The organism is Nocardioides sp. 503, from assembly GCF_004522095.1.
In the GTDB taxonomy this organism is placed as follows: domain Bacteria; phylum Actinomycetota; class Actinomycetes; order Propionibacteriales; family Nocardioidaceae; genus Nocardioides.
Genome location: NZ_SPUI01000002.1, coordinates 890,559 through 909,354 on the forward strand (window position 1 = coordinate 890,559; position 18,796 = coordinate 909,354).

At 71.1% G+C, this 18,796-nt stretch carries 20 protein-coding genes; 19 read left to right on the forward strand and 1 reads right to left on the reverse strand.

Annotation, left to right across the window (positions count from 1 at the left end; all coding sequences use genetic code 11):
- Position 1: 1 nt before the first annotated feature.
- The 16 genes from E4622_RS05285 (at position 2) to E4622_RS05360 (ending at position 14,875) form a co-directional block, all read left to right on the forward strand.
- Positions 2-841, forward strand: coding sequence for an ABC transporter permease (locus tag E4622_RS05285; RefSeq protein WP_209021788.1), 840 nt, complete (start codon positions 2-4; stop codon positions 839-841).
- A gap of 4 nt (positions 842-845) precedes the next feature.
- Entirely contained in the window at positions 846-2,216 is a 1,371-nt protein-coding gene (locus E4622_RS05290) for an MCE family protein (RefSeq protein ID WP_245155892.1), read from the forward strand.
- Positions 2,216-3,292 (forward strand): MCE family protein, encoded by a 1,077-nt coding sequence (locus E4622_RS05295; protein WP_134738990.1) that lies wholly within the window; start codon positions 2,216-2,218, stop codon positions 3,290-3,292. The genes E4622_RS05290 and E4622_RS05295 overlap by 1 nt, the downstream gene beginning before the upstream one ends.
- On the forward strand, positions 3,289-4,269 hold the full coding sequence (locus tag E4622_RS05300) for an MlaD family protein (protein ID WP_134738991.1): 981 nt from the start codon (positions 3,289-3,291) through the stop codon (positions 4,267-4,269). The genes E4622_RS05295 and E4622_RS05300 overlap by 4 nt, the downstream gene beginning before the upstream one ends.
- A gap of 4 nt (positions 4,270-4,273) precedes the next feature.
- Complete coding sequence (locus E4622_RS05305) at positions 4,274-5,455, forward strand: MCE family protein (protein WP_134738992.1); 1,182 nt, start codon at positions 4,274-4,276, stop codon at positions 5,453-5,455.
- Positions 5,455-6,801 (forward strand): MCE family protein, encoded by a 1,347-nt coding sequence (locus tag E4622_RS05310; protein ID WP_134738993.1) that lies wholly within the window; start codon positions 5,455-5,457, stop codon positions 6,799-6,801. The genes E4622_RS05305 and E4622_RS05310 overlap by 1 nt, the downstream gene beginning before the upstream one ends.
- Positions 6,798-8,069 carry an MlaD family protein gene (locus E4622_RS05315; RefSeq protein ID WP_134738994.1) on the forward strand — a complete coding sequence of 424 codons (1,272 nt, stop codon included), beginning with the start codon at positions 6,798-6,800 and terminating at the stop codon, positions 8,067-8,069. The genes E4622_RS05310 and E4622_RS05315 overlap by 4 nt, the downstream gene beginning before the upstream one ends.
- A complete protein-coding gene (locus E4622_RS05320; protein WP_134738995.1) occupies positions 8,066-8,593 on the forward strand; it encodes a VirB8/TrbF family protein in 528 nt (175 codons plus the stop codon). The genes E4622_RS05315 and E4622_RS05320 overlap by 4 nt, the downstream gene beginning before the upstream one ends.
- Positions 8,590-9,393 carry a hypothetical protein gene (locus E4622_RS05325; protein WP_134738996.1) on the forward strand — a complete coding sequence of 268 codons (804 nt, stop codon included), beginning with the start codon at positions 8,590-8,592 and terminating at the stop codon, positions 9,391-9,393. The genes E4622_RS05320 and E4622_RS05325 overlap by 4 nt, the downstream gene beginning before the upstream one ends.
- A 98-nt stretch (positions 9,394-9,491) precedes the next feature.
- Positions 9,492-10,484: an NAD(P)/FAD-dependent oxidoreductase gene (locus tag E4622_RS05330; RefSeq protein ID WP_134738997.1), complete on the forward strand. Its 993-nt coding sequence runs from the start codon at positions 9,492-9,494 to the stop codon at positions 10,482-10,484.
- Between the two features lie 36 nt (positions 10,485-10,520).
- Positions 10,521-10,712, forward strand: coding sequence for a ferredoxin (locus tag E4622_RS05335; protein WP_134738998.1), 192 nt, complete (start codon positions 10,521-10,523; stop codon positions 10,710-10,712).
- 7 nt (positions 10,713-10,719) lie between these two features.
- A complete protein-coding gene (locus E4622_RS05340) occupies positions 10,720-11,625 on the forward strand; it encodes a 3-oxoacyl-ACP reductase (protein ID WP_209021789.1) in 906 nt (301 codons plus the stop codon).
- A 23-nt stretch (positions 11,626-11,648) separates the two neighbouring features.
- The gene (locus E4622_RS05345; protein WP_134738999.1) at positions 11,649-12,404 is read left to right on the forward strand and encodes a glucose 1-dehydrogenase; all 756 of its coding nucleotides are present in this window, start codon (positions 11,649-11,651) and stop codon (positions 12,402-12,404) included.
- Between the two features lie 49 nt (positions 12,405-12,453).
- Complete coding sequence (locus E4622_RS05350; protein WP_134739000.1) at positions 12,454-12,954, forward strand: PPOX class F420-dependent oxidoreductase; 501 nt, start codon at positions 12,454-12,456, stop codon at positions 12,952-12,954.
- A 47-nt stretch (positions 12,955-13,001) separates the two neighbouring features.
- Positions 13,002-14,042, forward strand: a complete 1,041-nt coding sequence (locus E4622_RS05355) for a PIG-L deacetylase family protein (protein ID WP_134739001.1) — start codon at positions 13,002-13,004, stop codon at positions 14,040-14,042.
- Between the two features lie 44 nt (positions 14,043-14,086).
- Entirely contained in the window at positions 14,087-14,875 is a 789-nt protein-coding gene (locus E4622_RS05360; protein WP_134739002.1) for an HAD-IIA family hydrolase, read from the forward strand.
- A 6-nt stretch (positions 14,876-14,881) separates the two neighbouring features.
- On the opposite strand, the gene E4622_RS05365 is transcribed toward E4622_RS05360, so the two are convergent.
- Positions 14,882-15,484, reverse strand: coding sequence for a TetR family transcriptional regulator (locus E4622_RS05365; RefSeq protein ID WP_134739003.1), 603 nt, complete (start codon positions 15,482-15,484; stop codon positions 14,882-14,884).
- Positions 15,485-15,703: 219 nt separating this feature from the next.
- On the opposite strand from E4622_RS05365, the gene E4622_RS05370 reads away from it, so the two are divergent.
- The 3 genes from E4622_RS05370 to E4622_RS05380 are packed head-to-tail and all read left to right on the forward strand — an operon-like array spanning position 15,704 to position 18,783.
- A complete protein-coding gene (locus tag E4622_RS05370) occupies positions 15,704-16,960 on the forward strand; it encodes a glycosyltransferase family 4 protein (RefSeq protein WP_134739004.1) in 1,257 nt (418 codons plus the stop codon).
- Positions 16,947-17,708, forward strand: a complete 762-nt coding sequence (locus E4622_RS05375; protein ID WP_134739005.1) for a methyltransferase domain-containing protein — start codon at positions 16,947-16,949, stop codon at positions 17,706-17,708. Before E4622_RS05370 ends, E4622_RS05375 begins: the two co-directional genes overlap by 14 nt.
- A complete protein-coding gene (locus tag E4622_RS05380) occupies positions 17,701-18,783 on the forward strand; it encodes a prenyltransferase (RefSeq protein WP_134739006.1) in 1,083 nt (360 codons plus the stop codon). The genes E4622_RS05375 and E4622_RS05380 overlap by 8 nt, the downstream gene beginning before the upstream one ends.
- The last annotated feature ends 13 nt before the right edge of the window (positions 18,784-18,796 follow it).

The window sequence follows — 18,796 nt, forward strand, 5'->3', positions numbered from 1 at the left end:
CGTGGCGACGATCGGCACGATCGCCAGCGCGGTCATCGACGGGCGACGCAGGTCGCTCGAGGCCTACGGCGACCAGCTGATGTTCTACGTCAAGGCGCTCGCCTGGACCCCCCGCGCGATCCGCCGCTACCCCCGCGAGATCACCAACACCCTCGCGGAGGTCTCGTTCGGCGCCGGCGGCCTCACGCTGATCGCCGGCACCGTCGGCGTCATCGCCTTCCTCTCCTTCTTCGCGGGCACCGAGGTCGGCATCCAGGGCTACGCGTCCCTGAGCCAGCTGGGCGTCGCGAAGTTCAGCGCGTTCATCTCCGCCTACTTCAACACCCGCGAGGTGGCGCCGCTCATCTCCTCGATCGCACTCGCCGCCACCGTCGGCTGCGGCTACACCGCCCGCCTGGGCGCGATGCGCATCTCGGAGGAGATCGACGCCCTGGAGGTCATGGGCATCCCGTCGCTGCCGTTCCTGGTCACCACCCGGATGATCGCCGCCTTCGTCGCCGTCATCCCGCTGTACGTCGTCGCGCTGAGCGCCTCCTACCTCTCACCGCGGCTGATCACGACCCTGATCTACGGGCAGTCCTCGGGCACCTACGACCACTACTTCCTGCAGTTCCTGCCGCCGATCGACATCCTGTGGTCGTTCTTCAAGCTGCTGTTCCTGGCCGCGGCGATCATCCTGATCCACTGCTACTACGGCTACACCGCCTCCGGCGGCCCGGCCGGCGTCGGTACGGCGGTCGGCCGCGCGATCCGCACGAGCATCGTCTTCACGGTCGTCGCCGACTTCTTCCTCAGCTTCGCCATCTGGGGCTCCACCACCACCGTGCGGATCACGGGGTAACGGCGTGGGACTGCTGGTCAACATCCACCACGACAGCCCGGCGGAGCACCGTCGGCTGCTGGTCGCGGGCGTCGTCTTCCTCTCGGTGATGTCGACGCTCGTGTGGTTCTCGATCGCGGTCTACCAGAAGAAGTTCGACACGGTCACGACGATCACGATCAAGGCCGACCGGGCCGGCCTGCAGCTGGCCAAGTTCGGCGACGTCCGCCTCAACGGCGCCCTGGTCGGACAGGTGCGCAGCGTCGAGCAGGACGGCAAGGAGGCCTCCATCGAGGTGGCGCTCGAGCCCGACGCCGCGAAGGAGATCCCCGACAACGTCGAGGTCCAGATCCTCCCCACCACGCTGTTCGGCCAGAAGTTCATCGCGTTCGTGCGCCCGGAGTCGCCGTCCTCGACCTCCCTGAGGGACGGCGGCACGATCCCGTCCGACCGGGTCGAGACCAACGTCGAGCTGAGCCGGATCCTCGCCAACCTCTTCCCGCTCCTGCGCTCGGTCCAGCCCGCGGAGCTCAACGCCACCCTCAACGCCCTGGCCACCGCCCTCGAGGGCCGCGGCGAGCAGCTCGGCGCCACGATGGACAAGCTCGACAGCTACCTCGGAGCGATCGACCAGAGCCTGCCCACGCTGCGCGAGGACCTGGTCACGCTCGCCGACGTGGCCGACACCTACGACGAGGCCGCACCGGACCTGGTCGGCGTGCTGCGCAACCTCACCGTCACCAGCCGGACGGTGCTCGACGAGCGCAAGCAGCTCGACGTCTTCTTCGGCGACGTCTCCGGGCTCGCGGACACCACGACCCGGATCCTGGGCGACAACGAGGACGACCTGATCCGCATCGGCGAGGTCACCGAGCCGGTCCTCAAGCTGCTCGACATCTACTCCCCGGAGTTCCCCTGCCTGATCCGCGGGGCCGCGCGCTACAAGCCGGTGCTGGCCTCGACGTTCGAGGGCAAGCGCGTCAAGCAGTACATCGAGTTCGGCACCGCCCAGTACCGCGCCTACGACGAGCGCGACCTCCCGGAGTACGGCGAGGTCGGCCACGGACCCTGGTGCGCCGGGCTGCCCAACCCCCCGGTGCCGATCGGGCCCAACTCGTTCAAGGACGGCTCCGACCTCGACGACAACCCGCCCACCAGCGACCTGCCCGGCCTGCCGCTCCCGGCCATCCCCGGCTTCCCGCTGACGCGCGCGGAGGCGACGGGCGCCTCCCAGCGCGGGTTCGGCGCCGGCATGTCCAGCGGGTACGCCGGCAGCGAGGCCGACCAGGCGGTCGTCAACGCCGTGCTGGCCGGTGAGTCCGGCCGACCGGCCGATGGCTACGGCGCCCTCGGCTCGCTGCTCTACGGACCCGTGCTGCGCGGAGGTGCGAGCTGATGTCGCGCAACTCCACCACCATCGCCGCCGGCGTCAAGCTGGTCATCTTCACGATCGTCTCGATCCTGGTGACCGGTCTGCTCGCCGCGATCATGGGCAACATCGGCTTCGGGGCGGGCCGCGAGTACCAAGCGGTCTTCACCACCGCCTCCATGCTGGAGAAGGGCGACGACGTCCGCGTCGCCGGCGTCAGCGTCGGCGAGGTCAAGAAGGTCGAGCACTACCGCCGCAACAACGCGCTGGTGACCTTCCGCGTCAAGGCCGACGTGCCGCTCACCACCGCCTCGCGCGCCGAGATCCGCTTCCTCAACCTCGTGGGGGACCGCTACCTCGCCCTCGAGGAGGGCGCCGACATCAAGGCCACGCCCCTCGACGACGGCGGCCGGCTGCCGCTCGACCAGACCAGCCCGGCGCTGGACCTCACCACGCTCTTCAACGGCTTCAAGCCGCTCTTCCAGGCGCTGCAGCCCGACCAGGTCAACGAGCTCACGCTCAACCTGATCCAGGTGCTGCAGGGCGAGGGCGGCACGGTCAGCGGGCTGCTCGAGCACACCGCCTCGCTCACCAACGCCCTCGCCGACCGCGACCAGCTCATCGGGGAGGTCATCGACAACCTCAACGGCACCCTCACCACCGTCTCGGACCGCCGTGAGCAGCTCTCCCAGCTGCTCGTGGAGCTGAAGGGCTGGATGACCGACCTCGCCGCGGACCGCTCGGTCATCGGCTCCTCGCTCAGCAACATCAGCGACCTCACCGTCGTGCTGGCCGACCTGCTGCACGAGAGCCGACCGGTGCTCAAGTCCGACATCGCCGAGCTGCGCCAGCTGGCGGCGCTGCTCAACAAGAAGGCCAACCGCGACCAGATCGTCGAGCTGCTCGACCGGCTGCCCGAGTCGATGACCGACCAGACCCGCACCGGCACCCACGGCTCCTGGTACAGCTACTACATCTGCGGGTTCTCCGGCACGATCACGCTGCCCGAGATCCCCGGCATCCCGCCCGCACTGCTGCGGCAGCTGACCGCCGGCCTCGAGAAGATCGAGTTCCACTCCACCGCGAAGCGGTGCAACCTGTGAGCCGGCACAGCGAGGCCCGCATCCTGCGGCTGGGCGCGATCACGCTGGTCGTGATGCTCGTGATCATGGCCGCGGCGTTCAACCTGTCGAAGTTCCCCGGGTTCGGCGGCACCTCCTACACCGCGGAGTTCAGCGACGCCAGCGGCATCCACCGCGGCAACATGGTCCAGGTCGGCGGCATGCGCGTCGGCCGCGTGCAGGACGTGCGGCTCGACGGCGACAAGGTCGTCGTGCAGTTCGAGGTGGACAACGGCGTGGAGTTCGGCGCCGAGAGCGAGGCCTCCGTCGAGGTCCTCAACCTGCTGGGGGAGAAGTACCTCGAGCTGACGCCCGCGGGCGACGGCCAGCTCGACGAGGACACCCCGATCCCGCTGGCGCGCACCCAGTCGGCCTACGACATCGTCGGCGTCTTCGGGGACCTCACCGAGACCACCGAGGACATCGACAAGGACCAGCTCGTCGAGGCGCTCAACGTCGTGGCCGACACCGTCGACGCGGCCGCGCCCGAGATCGAGTCGTCCTTCGAGGGCATCTCGCGGCTCTCGCAGACCGTCGCGTCGCGCGACGAGCAGATCAAGGGCCTGCTCGACAGCTCCGAGGACGTCAGCGCCCTGCTGGCCGAGCGCAGCGACGACATCGTCGACCTGATGAAGAGCAGCGACCTGGTCTTCCGCGAGGTGCAGCGCCGCAAGGACGCCATCCACCAGCTCCTGGTCAACGCGCGCTCGCTCGCGGTCGAGCTGCGCGGCGTGGCCGTGGACAACCAGCAGCAGATCGGCCCGGCCCTGGCCGAGGTCGACCAGCTGCTCGGCCTGCTCAACTCCAAGGAGAAGCAGCTGAAGGCGACGCTCAACGCCCTCGGCCCCTACGTCTCGATCCTCGGCAACATCATCGGCACCGGTCCGTGGTTCGACGCCTACGCCGCCAACCTCGCCTCGGTCGCCACGCCGGAGTTCCAGCCCGGGCTGGAGGAGTGACGCGATGAGGAAGGTCAGCATCAAGGTCGTCGCCCTCGTGGGCGTGCTCGCCGTGCTCGCGGCGACGCTCCTGGTCCGTGGCGGCAGCTCCGAGACGCGCACCGTGACGGCGCACTTCCCGCGCGCCGTCAGCGTCTACGTCGGCACCGACGTGCGGATCCTGGGCGTCAACGTCGGCGAGGTCACCGAGGTGTCGCCCGAGGGCGAGTCGGTGCGGGTCGAGATGGAGTACGACGCCACCTACGACGTGCCGGCCGACGCCCAGGCGGTCGTCGTGACGCCCACCCTGGTCGCCGACCGCTTCGTGCAGCTGACCCCGGTCTACACCGAGGGCGCGAGGATGGCCGACGGAGCCGACATCGCGCTGCCCGAGACCGGCGTCCCGGTCGAGCTCGACCGCATCTACGCCGCGCTGCGCGACCTCACGCACACGCTCGGACCCAACGGCGTCAACGCCGACGGCACCCTGGACCACCTGCTGGAGGCCGGGGCGAAGGGCCTCGACGGCCAGGGCCAGCGGGCCAACGAGATGATCCGCAACCTCGCCGCGGCCGCCACGACGTTCGGTGAGGGCAGCGGCGACCTGTTCGAGACCGTCAGCCAGCTGGCCGAGTTCACCAGCACGCTGGCCACCAACGACAAGCTCGTCCAGGCGTTCATGCAGGACCTCGCGGGTGTCTCCAACCAGCTCGCCGCCGAGCGCCAGGAGCTCGAGGCCGCGCTCGCGTCGGTCGCCGACGCGGTGGGCACCGTCGAGAAGTTCGTCCGCGGCAACCGCAAGGCGCTGGCCAAGGACGTCCGGGGCCTGACCCGGGTCGTGCGGACCATCAACTCCGAGAAGGGCAACCTCGACGACGCCCTGCGCATCGCCCCCGTCGCGATCGGCAACCTCGTGCTGGCCTACAACTCCGAGTCCGGCACGATCGGCTCGCGCATCGGCGTCCAGGGCAACGTCGCCGACGCCGACGGCTTCCTGTGCGCGGTCGTGCAGCAGTCCGAGCTCCCGGCGCCCAGCAAGGCGCTCGCCTGCACGATCTTCGAGGCGCTGCTGGAGCAGATCACCACCCAGGTCCCCACCCAGGGGCCGGGCGCCAAGGGCGGCGCCGGCCGCCAGGTGATCCCGCCGCTGGAGCCGGCCGCCAACCCCGATCCGACGCTCGACGGCCTGATCGGAGGCACGCCGTGATGCGCCGACGCTGGCCCGCGCTGGTCGCCGCCCTCGCGCTCCTCACCACGGGCTGCGAGTTCGACGGCGCCTACGACCTGCCGCTGCCCGGCTCCCCGGTCGACGCGGACCAGGCCTACGAGGTGACCGCGGAGTTCGCCGACATCCTCAACGTCGTGCCGCGGTCGCCGGTGATGGTCGACGACGTGACCGTCGGCGAGGTCACCGAGGTCGACCGGGTCGGCTGGCACGCCAAGGTCACCCTGCGCATCCGCGACGACGTGGAGCTGCCGGACAACGCCGTCGCCGACATCCGCCAGGTCAGCCTGCTCGGCGAGAAGTACGTCGCGCTCGAGCCGCCCGCGGAGGGCGCCAGCGACAACCCGCTGGGCGACGGCGACGAGCTGCCCCTCAGCAGGACGGGCCGCAACCCCGAGGTCGAGGAGGTCCTCGGCGCGCTGTCGTTCCTGCTCACCGGGGGCGGCGTCGCCCAGCTCGGCACCATCACCGAGGAGATGAACAACGTCATGGGCGGGCGCACCGACCGCCTGCGCCACCTCCTCGGCTCGCTCGAGAGCGTCGTGGGGACCCTCGACGAGCAGAAGGGCGACATCATCAGCGCCCTGGAGTCGCTCAACAACCTCACCGCGACCCTCAACGCCGAGCGGACGACGATCCAGGGCGCGCTGGACGTGGCCGGCCCGGCGATCAAGGTGCTCGGCGCGCAGCACGACGAGCTGGTCGCGATGCTCACCTCCCTGGACCGTCTGGGCGTGGTCGGCACCCGCGTCATCACCGCGAGCAAGGACGACCTGATCTCCTCGCTGCGACACCTGGAGCCCGTCGTACGGCGGCTGCGCGCGGCCGACGACAAGCTCGCGCCGGGTCTCAACCTGCTGCTGAGCTTCCCGTTCCCGCAGGAGGCCTCCGAGATCGTGCTCGGCGACTACGCCAACACCTCGATCCGCGCCGACATCAACCTCGCCAACTTCTTCTCCCGCGGGGGCGGGGGACCGCTGCCGGACCTGCCCGACGTGCCGGTGCTGCCGCCAGGCACGCTCAACAACGTGCTGGACTGCCTCACCAGCGCGAGCCTCGCCAGCGCCTCCTGCGTCAAGGTGCTGGGCAACGTGAGCCAGCTGGCCGAGCTGGTCACGCGCTGCGAGCGGCCGCGCAACGCCCAGCGACCGGTGTGCCTCGCGCTGGCCGCGCTGGCCGCGGGGGAGATCGAGCTGCCCGACCTGGGCCTGCCCGGCGGCCTGCTCGACCGTGACCTGCCGGGGCTGTCGCGGCTGAGCCGGTCGCTGACCGACGACGCGCCCAGCGCCGCCCCGACCACCGACGCCCTCTACGGAGGTGGCGCATGACCCGCGCCGGCATCAAGGTCCGCCTCATCGCGTTCGCCGTGCTGAGCGCGGTCGGGATCGTCTACATCGCCGCCTCCTACCTCGGTCTCGTCGACCGGGCGCTGGGGCGCGGCATCACGGTCCAGGCGACGCTGCCGACGTCCGGCGGCCTCTTCGAGGGCAGCGAGGTGACCTACCGCGGCGTCAAGATCGGCAAGGTCTCGCGGATGACGCCCACCGAGAAGGGCGTCACGCTGGAGCTGAAGCTCGAGGACGAGACCCGGCTGCCGGTGGACTCCCCGATGTTCGTGCACAACCTCTCGGCCGTGGGGGAGCAGTACCTCGACTTCGAGCCGCCGGACGCCGACGGGCCGTACGCCGAGAACGGCACCACCCTCGAGGGGTCGCTGGAGTCGCTGCCGGTCGACGAGGCCGACCTGCTCGTGGAGCTCGACTCGTTCGTCAGCTCCGTCGACCAGGAGAACCTCCAGATCCTGATCACCGAGCTCGGCGCCATGTTCAAGGACACCGGCGTCCCGATCCAGCAGCTCCTCGACAACGGCGGGCAGTTCATCGACGAGGCCTCGGCCCACACGGCGGAGACGATCCAGCTGCTCGAGACCGGCCTGACCGTGCTGCGCACCCAGCGCGCCGAGGGCGAGAACATCCGCACCTTCTCCCGGGACCTGCGGCTGCTCACCGGCTCGCTGCGCCGCGCCGACCCGGACCTGCGGGCCACCCTCCAGGGGGCGCCGGGCGCCGCCCGCGAGGTCCAGGCGCTGCTCGAGGACCTCGAGCCCACCCTGCCGGCCCTGCTGGGCAGCGCCGTCAGCGTCAACCAGGTCGTCGTCTCGCACCTGGCCGGCATCGAGCAGCTGCTCGTGACCTTCCCGCGCACCATCGCCGGCGGCTTCACCGGCACCGACGCGCAGGGCTACGGCCACGTCAGCCTGCAGTTCGACCAGACGCCCCCCTGCACGGCCGGCTACAAGCCGCCCAAGGACTGGCGCCTCACCACCGACCTCACCGACGCCCCGATCTACCCCGCGAAGTGCCTGAGCGGACCGCCGTACGTCATGCGCGGGCCGAAGTACGTGCCCGGCGCGCGAGGCGCCGCCGCCTCGGCTCCGCGTGCGTACGGTGGGTCCTACGACCCGGTCTCGGGGTTGCTCGACGGCGCCGTCGACCGCGAAGGTGGTCGGGTGCGCTACGTGGACCCCGGTGACCTGGCCATCCTGGGAGAGGACTCGTGGAAGTGGCTGCTGATGGGACCGGTGGCCGGCAAGTGACGGCCAGGACCGAGCCGGCGCGTCGTGCGTCGTGGCTGCCCGCCGTCCTCTACGGCCTCGCCCTGGTGCTCGCCGCCGCGTGCGTCGCCGGCGGGGTCGCCTCCTTCCGGGCCCACGAGGACCGCCAGGACGCCCGCACCGAGCAGGAGCGCTACGGCGACGTGGTGAAGGCGGCCTCCGCCCAGGCCGAGGCGCTGGTCAACCTCGACTACCGCGACCTGCAGTCGACCTACGACAAGGTGACCGCCGGCGCGACCGGTGACTTCCTCAAGCAGTACACCGACTCCTGGAAGGACCAGCAGCAGATCTTCGCGCAGGCCAAGTCGGTCTCGACCGGCAAGGTCCGCGCCGCCGCGGTCTCCAACATCGACAAGGACAGCGCGACCGTGATGGTCGCCGTCCAGGGCACCACCCGCAACACCGCCACCGGGGAGGAGGCGCAACAGCGTCGCTTCCGCTTCCGCGTCGACGTGGTCGAGGTCGACGGCGCGTGGCTCACCCAGAAGCTGGAGTTCGTCGGATGACCGCCTCCGGAGCCGGCCGACCGCCGCGCCGTCCGTCCCTCGGCGCCCGCACCCCCGTCTCGCGCCCGCGCAAGGTCGCCGGCCGGCAAGGCCCCACGGCGGACCCGGGCGCCACCGGACCGGTCGAGGAGGCCGTCGAGCCCGGCGAGCAGGTCCGCGAGCCGGAGACCGCTCACGACGACGAGACCGAGGTCGTCGACGACGCGCCCGACCTCGACGGCCCCGCCGAGGTCGACGAGGTCGACGAGGTCGAGCCGGCGGAGGAGGCCTGGCCGACCGAGGACGCGCGCCGACCGTCGTCGAGGCGGGCCACGAGCCTGCTGGTCGCGGTCATCGTGCTGCTGGCCGCGGTCGCCAGCGCGGAGGCCTGGTACCTCTGGGGCGACGACGACCCGGTCGTGTCCACCGGGCGTCCGGTCGTCGTCGGCCAGGTCACCGCCGCCTCGGCCGTGGACGTGGCGGCGACGTCGGCCAAGGAGATCTCGCAGTGGTCCTACGAGACCTACGACGAGGACACCGAGGCCGACGCGGCGCTGATGACCGAGGAGTTCGCCTCCCGCTTCCGCAAGACCAAGACCGACGCGCGCGAGCGGGTCCTGGCGGCCAAGACGGCGGTGACCGCGGAGGTGGCGATGCAGGGCGTGGTGCGCGCCTCGCCCGAGCAGGTCGTGGCGCTGGTCTACCTCGACCAGTCCAGCACCACCGACGGCAAGGACTCCAAGTTCAGCCAGTACATGATCCTGGTGACCGTGGTCCGCACCGGCTCCGGCTGGCTCGTCTCCAAGATGGAGACTTTCTGATAGCGTTCCGCTGGAACTAGAACACGTTCCAGTATTTGCCTCGCGCGTCGTACGGCGCGGTGGTTGAGCCCGGCTGTCGAGCACGGAAGGATCGCGACGTGACCACAGCTGCCCCCGGGCCGGGCCAGAGTGTCGAGACCGACCTGCTCATCGTCGGCGCCGGGCCGACGGGCCTCTACGCCGCCTACTACGCCGGCTTCCGCGGCCACCGCGTGGCGGTCGTCGACTCGCTGCCCGAGCTCGGCGGGCAGATCACGGCGATGTACCCCGAGAAGCAGATCCTCGACGTGGCGGGCTTCCCGAGCGTCAAGGGCCGCGAGCTCGTGGAGGGGCTCGTGACGCAGGCGGCCACGGCCTCCCCGCACTACCTGCTCGACCGCACCGCCGCCACGCTGGTCCACGACGACGACGGCGTGACCGTCGGGCTCGACGACGGCACCCAGGTCCGGGCCGGCGCCGTGCTGATCACCGCCGGCATCGGCAAGTTCAGCCCGCGCCCGCTGCCGGCGCAGGGCGACTGGCTGGGGCGCGGCCTGGAGTTCTTCGTGCCGAGCTTCGCGCCGTACGCCGGCAAGGACGTGGTCATCGTCGGCGGAGGCGACAGCGCGTTCGACTGGGCGGTCCACCTCGAGCCCGTGGCGAGGTCGGTCACGCTCGTGCACCGCCGCGACGCCTTCCGTGCCCACGAGCGCACGGTGCAGCAGGTGCGCGACTCCTCGGTGCGCATCATCACCAAGGCCGAGGTGAGCGCGATCGACGGCGAGCACACCGTGGCCTCCGTCGACGTCACCGTGGACGGCGAGACCACCCGGCTGCCCGCGCAGGCGGTGGTGGCGGCGCTGGGCTTCATCGCCGACCTCGGGCCCCTGCAGCAGTGGGGGATCGAGGTCCTCAAGCGCCACATCGTCGTCGACCCCGCGATGCGCACCAACCTGCCGCGGGTGTTCGCCGCCGGCGACATCACCGAGTACCCCGGCAAGGTGCGCCTGATCGCGGTCGGCTTCGGCGAGGCCGCGACCGCCGTCAACAACGCCACCGTCGCCATCGACCCCACGGCCAAGGTGTTCCCTGGCCACTCGTCCGAGGCCTGACCGGGTCAGATGCCCGGGCAGATGAAGGAGACACCCATGAAGATCAAGGTCGACTTCGACCTGTGCGAGTCCAACGCGCTCTGCGAGGCCATGGCCCCCGAGGTGTTCGAGCTGGACGACGACGACTACCTCCAGGTCAAGACCGACGAGACGACCGACGAGAACGTCGAGAACGTCAAGCGCGCCGTGGCGGCCTGCCCGCGTGCCGCGATCTCGCTCACCGAGTAGGAGCCGCATGTCCTCGCACGACCTGTCCCTCGACGGCCGCGTCGCCGTCGTCACCGGGGCCGGCGCCGGACTGGGCCGCGCCGAGGCGCTCGCCCTGTCGGCGGCCGGTGCCCGCGTCGTCCTCAACGACCTGCCCGGCGCCGCCGACGAGGCGGCCGACGAGATCAAGGCTGCCGGCGGCGAGGTGAGCATCGTCGAGGGCGACGTCTCCGAGCGCGCCACCGCCGACGCGATGCTGGCCGCGGCCGTCGACGGCTTCGGCTCCCTCGACATCGTCGTCAACAACGCCGGGATGACCCGCGACCGGATGCTCTTCAACATGAGCGACGACGAGTGGGACGCGGTGATCCGCGTGCACCTGCGCGGGCACTTCCTGCTCTCCCGCAACGCCGCGTCCTACTGGCGGGCGCGGTCCAAGGAGCTCGACGCCCCCGTCTACGCGCGGGTCGTCAACACCGCCTCCGAGGCGTTCCTGGGCGGCTCGCCCGGCCAGGCCAACTACGCCGCCGCCAAGGCCGGCATCACGGCCCTGACGCTCTCGACCGCGCGCGGCCTGGGCAAGGTCGGCGTGCGCGCCAACGCGATCTGCCCGCGCGCCCGCACCGCCATGACCGCCCAGGTGTTCGGCGAGGACGAGTCCGGGCTCGAGGTCGACCCCTACTCGCCCGAGCACGTCGCCCCGCTCGTCGCCTACCTCGCCTCGCCGGCCGCGGAGTCCATCACCGGCCAGGTCTTCGTCGTCTACGGCGGCATGGTCGCGCTCGTGGCCGCGCCGGTCGTCGAGCAGCGCTTCGACAAGGCCGGCACCGCCTGGACGCTGGACGACCTCGACCAGCAGCTCGGCGGCTACTTCGAGGGCCGCGACCCCGCCCGGGGCTTCGCGGCCGACTCGATCATGCAGCTCACCCTCTAGCCACAGCTCACCAGGAGAACCACATGGGTCGTCTCGACGGCAAGGTCGCGATCGTCACCGGCGGCGCGCAGGGACAGGGCGCCGGCATCGTGCGCGCCTACGTCGCCGAGGGCGCCCAGGTGGTGCTCGCCGACATCGCGGAGGCCGAGGGGCGCGCGCTGGCCGACGAGCTGGGGGACGCCGCGCACTTCGTGCGCCACGACGTCAGCGACGAGGGGTCGTGGACCGCGGTGGTCGAGGACGTCAACGGGCGCTTCGGTCCCGTCAGCGTGCTGGCCAACAACGCCGGCATCCTGCGCTTCGGCGACATCGAGCGCATGGGCTCCGACGAGGTGGAGCTGCTGTGGCGCGTCAACCAGCTCGGCTGCTTCCTCGGCATGCAGGCGGTCACCCGCACCATGCGCAAGAACGGCGGCGGCTCGATCATCAACGCCTCGTCGGTCGAGGGCCTGGCCGGCATGGCCGGCTGCACGGCGTACGCCGCCACCAAGTGGGCCATCCGCGGCATGACCAAGTGCGCCGCGATGGAGCTCGGCCCGAAGGGGATCCGGGTCAACTCCGTGCACCCGGGCATGATCGACACCCCCATGACGCGGGTGCACGGCGGCGACGCCGCGATGGAGTACGGCGCCTCCCGGGTGCCGCTGCGCCGGGTCGGGCACCCCGAGGACGTCGCCCCGCTCTACGTCTTCCTGGCCAGCGAGGAGTCCGCCTACATCAACGGCGCCGAGATCGCGGTCGACGGCGGCGTGACCTCTACGCACGCGTTCGGCGGCTGAGGTCCGGACATGGATGACACTGACAGTGTCACTGTGACAGTCTGAGCGCATGGCCAACCAGCGAGCACAGATCGTCATGAGCCCCGACGAGGTGGCGGAGTTCCTGCAGCAGCAGCGCAGCGCCACCGTCGCCACCCTCGGCCCGCAGGGCCGGCCCCACCTGGTCGGCATGTGGTACGCCGTGCACGACGACCACGTGTGGATCGAGACCAAGCTCAAGTCGCAGAAGGTGGCCAACCTGCGCCGCGACCCGACGATGTCGTTCCTCGTCGAGGCCGGCCACACCTACGACCAGCTGCGCGGCGTGGCGCTGGAGGGCACCGGCACCGTGATCGAGGACCCCGACGTCGTCTGGGACGTGTGCGTCAACGTGTTCGAGCGCTACAACGCGCCCTACACCGAGGAGCTCAAGCCGTTCGTGGAGCTGATGGCCAAGAACCGCGTCGTCGTCCGGCTCGACGCCGTCCGCACCCGCTCCTGGGACCACCGCAAGCTGGGCATGGCGCCCATGGACCTCGGCGGCTCGACGGCGGCGTTCCTGGACCGGTAGCCGGCGAGGATCGCGTACGCTCGCCGCTCACCTGGACGGAGGTACCGATGAGCTCGTTCGGAGCGCACGCACCCGCTGACGGGCTGCCGGAGGGCATCGTCCGCGAGGCATCGGGGCCGGAGCAGGTCGTGCTCGTCTGGGGCTCGGCCGGCCTCGACCGGCTGATGACCGCGCTGCTGGACGCGGGCCACCTCCCGCTGCTCCTGACCCCGGTCGAGACGCCCGAGCTGGTCGAGCTCTCCGGTGCCCCGGCGCTGCTGCTGGTGGACGCCGACCTGCTGGACGACAGCACGGTCGAGATCCTGCGCACCGTGCGGGACCTGGCGCCCCAGACACGGGTGTGCGTGCTGGCCGGCCCCGGGTCGGGTGCCGGCGGCCTGCTCCGGGCACTGCGCGCGGGCCTGTCGGAGGTCGTGGACCCCGGTGACGAGTCCGCCGTGCAGCGGCTCCTCCTGCACGAGGAGGGTCGCGAGGGCGAGCGGGTGCTGGCCGTCGGCGCCCATCCCGACGACGTGGAGATCGGGGCCGGCGCCACCCTCCTGCGGCACCGCGCGCTGGGTCACCCGGTGAGCATCCTGACGCTCAGCAGGGGCGCCGTGGGTGGACACCGCGAAGACCGCCGGCGCGAGGCCGTGGGGGCCGCCGTGGCCCTGTCGGCCGAGCTGCTGATGGGCGACCTCCCCGACACGCGCATGGAGGACGAGCCCGGCATGATCACGCTGATCGAGGGCGTGATCGCCACCGTGCGCCCCACGACGGTCTACGTCCACTCCGCCGCCGACAACCACCAGGACCACCGCGCCGTCCACCACGCGACGGTGATCGCGGCGCGGCGGGTGCCGCAGCTCTTCTGCTACCAGTCGCCGTCCTCGCGCAACGAGTTCGCCCCGACGAAGTTCGTGGCGGTCGACGCGACCATCCACGCCAAGGTCGACGTCCTGGCCAGCTACCGGTCCCAGGCCACCCGTCACTACCTCGAGCCCGACCTCGTCGTGGCGAGCGCGCGCTACTGGGCGCGCCAGCTGACGCACACGCGCTATGCCGAGCCCTTCGAGGTGCTCCGCGCCAGCGAGCGAGCCAGCGTCTAGGGCTCGGGGCGCGTCCGCGGGCCGGATGGGGACACAATGGGGCCATGGACGACCGCCCCGTGCAGACCTGGCTGACCGACATGGACGGCGTGCTGGTGCACGAGGAGGTGCCGATCCCGGGTGCCCAGGAGTTCGTGAAGGCGTTGAAGAGCTCGGGGCTGCCGTTCCTGGTGCTCACCAACAACTCGATCTTCACCCCGCGCGACCTGCGGGCGCGGCTGCTGGGCAGCGGCATCGACGTGCCCGAGGACGCGATCTGGACCTCGGCGCTGGCCACCGCGCAGTTCCTGCTCGACCAGCGCCCGCACGGCACGGCGTACGTCGTGGGGGAGGCCGGGCTGACGACGGCGCTGCACGACATCGGCTACGTGATGACCGACCGCGACCCCGACTACGTCGTGCTGGGGGAGACCCGCACCTACTCCTTCGAAGCGATCACCCGGGCGATCCGGCTGGTCGACGCAGGCGCCCGCTTCATCGCGACCAACCCCGACGCGAGCGGCCCCAGCCACGCCGGCAAGCTGCCGGCGACCGGCTCGGTGGCCGCGCTGATCAGCACGGCGACGGGTCGTCAGCCCTACTTCATCGGCAAGCCCAACCCGCTGATGATGCGCTCGGCCCTCAACCGGCTCAACGCGCACTCCGAGACGACGGTGATGATCGGCGACCGCATGGACACCGACATCATCAGCGGCCTGGAGGCTGGCCTGCGCACGATCCTGGTGACCACCGGCTCGACGCAGCCCGGCGAGGTCGAGCGCTTCCCCTACCGCCCGACGATGGTGTGCGACTCGATCGCCGACCTGGTGGGTCTGGTCGGCAAGGGACTCTAGGTCCGCTCAGTCTCGAAGGAGCAGGTGGACGGCGTTCTCCATGTGGGCGCCGGTCTCGGCGGCCGTGGAGCGTCCGGTGACCCAGGCGACCAGGGCGGAGAGCCAGACGTCGCCGATCACGCGGGCGATCGCCACGTCGTCCTCGGTGAGGTCGGTGACGCCCGGGTGCATGGCGTGGGTGAGCATCGACGTCATCAGCATGCCGACGGAGTGGATCTCGTGGGCCACCGAGCTGTCCGCGAACATGAACGCGCGGGTCAGCGCCTCGGTGAGGTGCGGGTCGCCCTGCAGGCCGCGGGTGGTCTTCTTCAGCACGAAGATGACGCGCTCGGCGGCGGTGTCACCGGGGATCGGCTTCTCGCGCAGGAGCGCCTCGGCGCGCTCGAACTCCCGACCCAGGGCGGAGACGAGCAGGTGGATCTTGGAGGGGAAGTAGCGGTAGAGGGTCCCGAGCGCGACCTCGGCCTGGTCGGCGACGGCGCGCATCTGCACGGCGTCGAAGCCGCCCTCGGAGGCGAGCTCGTAGGTGGCGTCGAGGATGCGCTTGCGGCGGTCGCGCTGGGCGGCAGATCCGAGATCGTCCACCGTCAAGGAGTTGGCGATGCTCACTGGGGCTCCCCAAGATCGTGTGTCTCTCAGCACGTTGCGACGGTGGAATGTGCGGAGGACCGTAGGCGGTTCACTACTTGCGTCACCAGGCTACCAAGTCGTGGGACATAATAGGAACACGTTCCACTTCGTCCGGCCCGGCGTGTCAGCCACCCGGCTAGTGTCCGGATGCCGCAGCACCCCCACGTCGGGGGCGCACCACAGAGAGGGCCGTGCCACGTGCGCATCGCCATGCTGTCCTACCGCAGCAAGCCGCACTGCGGGGGTCAGGGGATCTACCTGCGCCACCTCAGCCGCGAGCTGACCAACCTGGGCCACACGGTGGAGGTGTTCTCCGGCCAGCCCTACCCCGACCTCGACCCGGGCGTGACGCTGACCAAGGTGCCGAGCCTGGACCTCTACCGCGAGCCCGACCCCTTCCGGGTGCCCAAGCTGCGCGAGTTCCGCGACCGCATCGACGTCGAGGAGTTCGCCACGATGTGCGTGGCCGGCTTCCCGGAGCCCAAGACGTTCAGCTCGCGGGTCGCGCGGCTGCTCGCGGACCGCCGCGACGACTTCGACATCGCCCACGACAACCAGGTCCTCGGCTACGGCATGCTCGACATCGAGAAGCTGGGCCTCCCGCTCATCGCGACCGTGCACCACCCCATCACCTTCGACCGCCGCATCGACCTCCAGCAGACGCGCAACCCGTGGCGCAAGGTCACGCTGCGTCGCTGGTACGGCTTCCTGCGGATGCAGGGCAAGGTCGCCCGGCAGCTGCGGTGGATCCTCACGCCGTCGGAGACGTCGAAGCGCGACATCGCCACGGACTTCGGCGTCGACCCGGCCAGGATGCAGGTCATCCTGCTCGGCGTGGACGACGGCTTCCGGCCCCCCACCAAGCCCCGGGTGCCCGGCCGGATCATGGCCATGGCCAGCGCCGACGCGCCCATGAAGGGGATCAACACCCTGCTGGAGGCGTTCGCCAAGATCCGCACCGAGCGCGACGTCGAGCTGGTCCTGGTGACCAAGCCCGCGCCCGGCGGGCGCACCGAGAAGCTGATCGAGAAGCTGTCGATCGGCGACTCCGTGCGCTTCGTGAGCGGCATGACCGAGGAGGAGCTCGTCGACCTGATGGGCTCCGCCGAGGTGGCGTGCGTGCCCTCCCTCTACGAGGGCTTCAGCCTGCCCACGGCCGAGCTGATGGCCTGCGCCACCCCACTCGTCGTGTCGCGCGCCGGCGCCATCCCCGAGGTCGTCGGTCCCGAGGGCGTGTGCGCCGAGGTCGTCACCCCCGGCGACGTCGGCGAGCTCCAGGCGGCCATCGAGGGGCTCCTCGACGACCCCGAGCGCCGGGCCCGCATGGGTGCCGCCGGACGCGCCCGGGTGGAGGAGCTGTTCAGCTGGCGCGCGGTGGCCGCTACCGTCGCCGCGGCGTACGAGCACGTCATCGCCGACTTCCAGAAGGAGCGTTCTTCCGTTGCTGACCGTTGATTTCGACCGCCTGGGGCTGCGCCCCGGGGACCGGGTCCTCGACATGGGCTGCGGCGCCGGTCGCCACGCCTTCGAGATGTACCGCCGCGGCGGTGACGTCGTCGCCTTCGACATGGACGCCGACGAGCTGGCCGGGGTGCGCGAGCTCTTCTCCGCGATGAAGGAGGCCGGCGAGGTGCCCGAGGGCGCCGAGGCCGACATCAAGCAGGGCGACGCCCTGCAGCTGCCCTTCGCCGATGGCGAGTTCGACCGGATCGTGGCCGCCGAGGTGCTCGAGCACATCCACGCCGACGTCGAGGCCATCAAGGAGCTGGTGCGCGTGCTGCGTCCCGGCGGCACGCTGGCGATCTCGGTGCCGCGCTGGCTGCCCGAGGTCATCAACTGGAAGCTCTCCGACGACTACCACAACGCCGAGGGCGGCCACATCCGGATCTACACCGACCACGAGCTGGTCGACAAGGTCACCAAGGCCGGCCGCTTCAACGACGGGACGCCCGGCGAGGCCATGGTCTTCGAGGGCAAGGACTACGCCCACGGCCTGCACGCGCCCTACTGGTGGATCAAGTGCGCGGTCGGGGTCGAGAACGACGAGCACCCGCTGGCCCGCGCCTACCACAAGCTCCTGGTCTGGGAGATCATGAAGCAGCCGAAGGCGCTGCAGGTCGCCGGCAAGGTCCTGGACCCGCTGATCGGCAAGAGCATGGTGCTGTACTTCCGCAAGCCCGAGACCGCGGACGTCGATGTCTGAGTCGCTGGCCCAGCTGCCCTACGTCGACGGCGTCCTGACCGCCGAGCAGGTGGCGCAGACCGCGGCCTCGATCGCGTCGATGCAGGAGCCCACCGGGGCCATCCCGTGGACCACCGGTGAGCACGTCGACATCTGGAACCACGTCGAGGCCGCCATGGCGCTGCTGGTCGGCGGGCAGGTCGAGGCGGCCGAGCGCGCCTACGAGTGGGTGCCCACCCTGCAGCGCGAGGACGGCTCGTGGCCCATGAAGATCGTCGGTGGCGAGGTCGACGACCCCCGCGGCGAGGTCAACATGTCGGCCTACCTCGCGGTGGGCGTGTGGCACCACTGGCTGGTGCGCCGCGACCTCGGGTTCGTGCAGCGCTTCTGGCCCTCGGTGCGGGCCGGCCTCGACTGGGTCGTGTCCCAGCAGCTGCCGTTCGGCGGCATCAACTGGACCCCCACGGAGTCCTTCGCGCTGCTCGCCGGCTCGTCGAGCATCTACCACTCGCTGCGCGCCGGCGTGGCGCTGGCCGACCTGCTCGACGACCCGCAGCCGGAGTGGGAGCTGGCCGGCGGCAGGCTCGGCCACGCCCTGCGCGAGCACCGCGACCTGTTCGAGGACAAGGCGACGTACTCGATGGACTGGTACTACCCGGTCCTCGGCGGCGCCGTCCGCGGCCCCGACGCCTTCGACCTGGTCGCCAGCCGCTGGGACGAGTTCGTGGTGCCCGACCTCGGCATCCGCTGCGTCGACACCAACCCGTGGGTGACGGGCGCCGAGACCTGTGAGCTCGTCATGGCGCTCGACGGGCTGGGCGACCACCGCCGCGCGATGACGCTGCTGCGCGACATGCAGCACCTGCGCGGCGACGACGGCGCCTACTGGACCGGCTGGGTCTACGGCGACGACGTCTACTGGCCCCACGAGCACACGACCTACACCGCCGCCGCGGTCATCCTCGCCGTCGACGCCCTGGGGGAGACCCACGGCCACAGCACCGCCGGCTCCGGCATCTACCGCGGCACCTCGCTGGCCCCCCACTTCACCGAGCTCATGCTCGAGTGCGACTGCGTGGTCGGCGACCCCGTCTGAACGCCGACCCGCC

Coding starts and splice junctions, on each gene's coding strand:
- E4622_RS05295 (WP_134738990.1), top strand. CDS start 2,216: ATGTCGCGCAACTCCACCACCATCGCCGCCGGCGTCAAGCTGGTCATC.
- E4622_RS05305 (WP_134738992.1), top strand. CDS start 4,274: ATGAGGAAGGTCAGCATCAAGGTCGTCGCCCTCGTGGGCGTGCTCGCC.
- E4622_RS05310 (WP_134738993.1), top strand. CDS start 5,455: ATGCGCCGACGCTGGCCCGCGCTGGTCGCCGCCCTCGCGCTCCTCACC.
- E4622_RS05315 (WP_134738994.1), top strand. CDS start 6,798: ATGACCCGCGCCGGCATCAAGGTCCGCCTCATCGCGTTCGCCGTGCTG.
- E4622_RS05325 (WP_134738996.1), top strand. CDS start 8,590: ATGACCGCCTCCGGAGCCGGCCGACCGCCGCGCCGTCCGTCCCTCGGC.
- E4622_RS05335 (WP_134738998.1), top strand. CDS start 10,521: ATGAAGATCAAGGTCGACTTCGACCTGTGCGAGTCCAACGCGCTCTGC.
- E4622_RS05340 (WP_209021789.1), top strand. CDS start 10,720: ATGTCCTCGCACGACCTGTCCCTCGACGGCCGCGTCGCCGTCGTCACC.
- E4622_RS05345 (WP_134738999.1), top strand. CDS start 11,649: ATGGGTCGTCTCGACGGCAAGGTCGCGATCGTCACCGGCGGCGCGCAG.
- E4622_RS05350 (WP_134739000.1), top strand. CDS start 12,454: ATGGCCAACCAGCGAGCACAGATCGTCATGAGCCCCGACGAGGTGGCG.
- E4622_RS05355 (WP_134739001.1), top strand. CDS start 13,002: ATGAGCTCGTTCGGAGCGCACGCACCCGCTGACGGGCTGCCGGAGGGC.
- E4622_RS05360 (WP_134739002.1), top strand. CDS start 14,087: ATGGACGACCGCCCCGTGCAGACCTGGCTGACCGACATGGACGGCGTG.
- E4622_RS05380 (WP_134739006.1), top strand. CDS start 17,701: ATGTCTGAGTCGCTGGCCCAGCTGCCCTACGTCGACGGCGTCCTGACC.